The 4247-nt window shown below is 52.8% G+C and carries 9 protein-coding genes; 8 read left to right on the forward strand and 1 reads right to left on the reverse strand.

All coding sequences use genetic code 11. The features are described from left to right. A partial coding sequence (locus ACXJJC_RS03175) for an amino acid kinase family protein (protein ID WP_456369380.1) occupies window positions 1–633 on the reverse strand: 633 nt, incomplete at its 3' end. A 101-nt stretch (window positions 634–734) separates the two neighbouring features. On the opposite strand from ACXJJC_RS03175, the gene ACXJJC_RS03180 reads away from it, so the two are divergent. From ACXJJC_RS03180 to ACXJJC_RS03215, 8 genes are all read left to right on the forward strand, one after another. Continuing rightward, entirely contained in the window at window positions 735–857 is a 123-nt protein-coding gene (locus ACXJJC_RS03180; protein WP_456369381.1) for a hypothetical protein, read from the forward strand. Between the two features lie 104 nt (window positions 858–961). Next, entirely contained in the window at window positions 962–1525 is a 564-nt protein-coding gene (rpoE, locus tag ACXJJC_RS03185; RefSeq protein ID WP_456369388.1) for a DNA-directed RNA polymerase, read from the forward strand. Further along, window positions 1525–1713: a transcription elongation factor subunit Spt4 gene (gene spt4 / locus ACXJJC_RS03190; RefSeq protein WP_456369382.1), complete on the forward strand. Its 189-nt coding sequence runs from the start codon at window positions 1525–1527 to the stop codon at window positions 1711–1713. The genes rpoE and spt4 overlap by 1 nt, the downstream gene beginning before the upstream one ends. Window position 1714: 1 nt before the next feature. Next, window positions 1715–2293 (forward strand): GTP-dependent dephospho-CoA kinase family protein, encoded by a 579-nt coding sequence (locus ACXJJC_RS03195; protein WP_456369383.1) that lies wholly within the window; start codon window positions 1715–1717, stop codon window positions 2291–2293. Continuing rightward, window positions 2277–2585 (forward strand): 30S ribosomal protein S24e, encoded by a 309-nt coding sequence (locus ACXJJC_RS03200; protein ID WP_456369384.1) that lies wholly within the window; start codon window positions 2277–2279, stop codon window positions 2583–2585. The genes ACXJJC_RS03195 and ACXJJC_RS03200 overlap by 17 nt, the downstream gene beginning before the upstream one ends. After that, complete coding sequence (locus tag ACXJJC_RS03205; protein WP_456369385.1) at window positions 2582–2755, forward strand: 30S ribosomal protein S27ae; 174 nt, start codon at window positions 2582–2584, stop codon at window positions 2753–2755. The genes ACXJJC_RS03200 and ACXJJC_RS03205 overlap by 4 nt, the downstream gene beginning before the upstream one ends. Further along, a complete protein-coding gene (locus tag ACXJJC_RS03210) occupies window positions 2752–3720 on the forward strand; it encodes a bifunctional N(6)-L-threonylcarbamoyladenine synthase/serine/threonine protein kinase (RefSeq protein WP_456369386.1) in 969 nt (322 codons plus the stop codon). The genes ACXJJC_RS03205 and ACXJJC_RS03210 overlap by 4 nt, the downstream gene beginning before the upstream one ends. After that, the coding region (locus ACXJJC_RS03215; RefSeq protein WP_456369387.1) for a Kae1-associated kinase Bud32 at window positions 3714–4247 on the forward strand (534 nt) is incomplete at its 3' end. The genes ACXJJC_RS03210 and ACXJJC_RS03215, both read left to right, overlap by 7 nt.

The following is a 4247-nucleotide window of genomic DNA, read 5'->3' on the forward strand; positions in this document are numbered from 1 at the left end:
ACCTCTACCGAGGGTGGTTATGTTCCCGCTTTTGGTTGTGCCGATGAAACCAGTAACGACAGGAACGCTCTTCTTTATGGAAATGAGTGGTTCGAGTCTGCTCTTGATCGTACCGTAAACCTCGGGAAGGGGTTTGGCTCTCCCGTAGGTCTCGTCCGTCAGTATGCCGGCATCTCCCCCCTCGAGCGCCAGGCTGTCGACCCCCATGGACAGGAGTGACGCGGAGAGTATGGGAGCAGAGAGCCTCTCACCGAACGAGAGAATGTACTCGAGACTTCTCGGAGTTAGCTCGCCAAGGTAATTTATTCCCAGAAGCACTTTCTCGAGCTCGTCAAGAAGCTTGTCAATTTTGGACAGGACCTTTGACTTGATCTCCTCATTTTTAACAGCATCATTGACCGCATCATAATGTCTCTTGGTCATTTCAGCGATGAAGAGCTTGATAAAACCGGGAGACGGATCGTTACAGCACTTCTTCGCCGCGTGCAGAAGAGAGTCCGTGACGCCGGCCATTGCGGATGTTACCACCACCACCTCGTTGTTCCTGGAAAACTTCTTCACGAGGTTTGCGCAGTGGAGTATGCTTCTGCCGTCCTTAACGCTCGTTCCGCCGAACTTCATCACGATTCTCATTCCGGCCTATGGGACTCTTCATGAGTATTTAATTTTTAGGATTTTGGAGATGCGAATCCATGGGAGCAACATTTAATTAGTACCGGGAATAAAGTGAGTGCGTGAAGAGGTACTGGTGCTGGAAATACAAGCTCGTCGTTCCGGAGTACATGTGCGACATGTTCGTGTGCAGGTACTACTTCCTCAACGGAGGGTACTGCGTTCCCAAGGAGTGTCAGGTGTGAGTTTTCAGTTCTTTCCGATCCCATCCGGGGAAAAATTAATCTGCAGGTCGGGATTAAATTTATAAGCTTAGCAGTCCTTTGCCCCACATATTCTGGTGATGATCATGTATGCAAGGATAAAGGTTAGAGACACGGTTAGGGTTCCCCCCAACAGGCTCGGCGAGGACATTGGTCAGATAATCGACGAACTGCTGTGGGAGAACTTCGAGGGCATGCTGGACAAGGAGTACGGGATGATCGTCGGTATAGAGAGCGTGGAGGAGATAGGCGAGGGAAAGATAATCGAGGGAGATGGCGGTGTGTACTTCGACGTGGTTTTCACGGCAATAACATTCAAACCGGTAATGCAGGAGGTTGTTGAGGGTCTGGTTAATGAGATAGTCGAGTTCGGAGCGTTCGTTTCCCTCGGACCGCTCGACGGGCTGCTCCACATGAGTCAGATCACGGACGACTACCTGAACTTTGACGAGAAGAGCAAGAGACTCGTCGGAAAGGAGACCAAGAGAACACTCGAGGAGGGCGACATCGTAAGAGCGAGAATCGTGGCCCTTTCACTAAAGGAGAAGGAGCCTGAAAAGAGCAAGATTGGTCTCACAATGAGGCAGCCCTGGCTCGGCGCATTGAAGTGGATCGAGGAGGATAAGAGAAAGCTGGAGAGTGGTGAGTGATGGTAGAGTACGCCTGCAAGAAGTGCAGATACATAACCGAAGAGCCGACAGTCTGTAAGGTCTGCGGCAGCAGGGAGTTCACGAGGGAGTGGCACGGGTACGTCGTGATAATTGACCCGGAAAAAAGTGAGGTTGCCAAGAAGCTCGGAGTGAAGTATGCTGGCAAGTACGCACTCATAGTGAGCTGAAATGCTGAGGGTAACAGAGAAACTCAGAGAAGAGCTTGCAGTCCCGTTCGGCAGGCTGTACGAGGGGATTGGTCCTGAGCTCGTTAGGAGCATAGAGGAGATAAAGGAAACAGAGTTCCTGGCAACCATAGGAGATCTCGTCTCCCTTTTCACATTTCAGGCAGGGTATTCGCCAGACCTCGTTGTAATCGACTTCAAAACGGAGAGGAGAGAGCTCGGAGATGGTTTCGAGTCAGACATCATGCCCTTCCTGAGTGGCTACAATGTCGTCAGGGTGAGCAACCCTCAGGGACACATAACCGAGGAGCTCGTTGAGGCCCTGAAGACCGGCATCTCGGAGGGAAGGACGTGCATAATTGTTGAAGGAGAGGAGGACATGTCTGCCCTTCCTCTCGCACTTCTCCTTCCAGCCGGCAGCGTGATTCTCTACGGCATACCCTCCAAGGGTATTGCTGCATACACAGTTAGTGAGGAGGGTAAAATTCTAATATCCCGCATGGTTGAGGAGATGGAAGAAGTTGGAAATGACAGGGTTAGATCCATGCTCATTGGAGGTGGTAAGGATGGAGCTGCTGATTGAGAAACAGAGGGACAATCCTCTGCTGAAAAGAAAGGAAGTTTACTTCAGGGTGAAGTACGAGGACACCAAGGTAACTCCCTCAAGGCAGGAAGTGAGGGAGAAACTTTCGGGGCTTCTCAACGCAACACAGGACAGGCTCGTCGTCAGGTGGATGAAACCGGAGTTCGGAAAGATGGAGGCAGAGGGATACGCGCTGATTTACGAGACGCCAGAGGATATGAAGGCGGTTGAGGAGGATTACATCCTCAAGAGGAATTTTGCTGAAGAGTCCCAGGAGGGTGGAGAGCAATGACCAAGGGCAAGAAGGGTGAGGTCCTGGTGTCAAAATTCTACGAGATCAAGGGAGACAAGGTCGTCAGGACGAGGAAGTTCTGTCCGAGGTGCGGAGAGGGTGTTTTCCTCGCCGAGCACAAGGACAGAAGGACCTGCGGAAGGTGCGGGTATACTGAATTCAAGAAATGATTTCTCTCGGGATAGAGAGCACCGCGTGGAACTTCAGCGTAGGAGTGGTGGATGAAAAGGAAGTTATAGCGTTAGCAGGAGATGCGTACAGGCCGAAAGAAGGAGGGATCCACCCGAGAGAGGCGGCACAGCACCACGCAGAGGTTGCAGGAAGAGTTCTGAAGAGCGTTTTTGAAGAGATAGATCCTTCCGAGATCGACGTCGTTGGCTTTTCTCAGGGCCCCGGAATGGGGCCTTGCCTCAGAATAGGTGCCACGGTTGCGAGGGCGATTTCCCTCAGGCTCGGCATACCTCTCGTGGGAGTGAACCACTGCCTGGCACATGTTGAAATAGGCAGGTGGATGACCGGAGCGAGAGACCCCGTGACGCTATATGTGAGTGGAGGGAACAGTCAGGTAATAGCGAAGAGGGGAAACAGGTACAGGGTCTTCGGAGAGACGCTCGACATAGGCATAGGAAACGCGCTCGACAAATTTGCCAGGCACATCAACCTGCCCCACCCCGGAGGGCCGAGGGTCGAGAGGCTCGCTGAGAGAGGCACCGAATACATTGAAATGCCGTACGTTGTCAAGGGGATGGACTTCTCCTTCAGCGGCCTCGTAACCTACGCAATGAAACTCGTGGACGAGGGCGTAAGGCCAGAAAACGTCGCATTCAGCCTCCAGGAGACGGCATTCGCCATGCTTGTTGAGGTCACAGAAAGGGCAATGGCGTACCTTGACAGAGACGAGTGCCTGCTCGTCGGAGGAGTTGGTGCGAACAGCAGACTCCAGGAAATGCTCAGGATGATGTGCGAGGACAGAGGCGCCAGGTTCTTCGCCCCTCCGAAGAGGTACATGGGGGACAACGGCGCAATGATCGCATACACGGCACTTCTGATGCACGAGCACGGAGTCAGCGTTGATGTTGAGAGGTCGCACATAAATCCCGACTTCAGGATAGAAGAGGTGGAGGTCAGGTGGTAGAGGTATTCATTGGAGGGGAGGCCGAGGTCAGAATTTACGACGACAGGGTTGAAAAGGTCAGGGTTCCGAAGAGGTACAGGGTCAGAGAGCTCGACAATCTGCTCAGGAGAAGGAGAACTGTTACCGAGGCGAGGATACTTTCCTCAGCAAGGAGAGCAGGTGTAGCAACGCCGGTTGTGCTCGACGTCGAGGAGGACAGGATAGTGATGGAGAGGATACGGGGCACTCCGGTGAAGAGAGTTATGAGCAGGGATCTGTGCAGGGAGATCGGCAGGGCCGTTGCAAGGCTGCACTCGGCCGGAATAATTCACGGGGACATAACGCCCATGAACATGATTCTGAAAGACGGGAGGGTATACTTCATCGACTTCGGACTCTCTTACCACGACGAGAGGATGGAGGCAAAGGGCGTCGACATTCACGTTTTTTACGAGGCCCTGAAGGCTGATTACGACAACTGGGCCGAACTCTGGAATGCATTTCTTGAGGGCTACCGGGAGTACGAGAAATTCGACGAGGTTTACGAG

It is taken from the genome of Geoglobus sp., assembly GCF_054018175.1.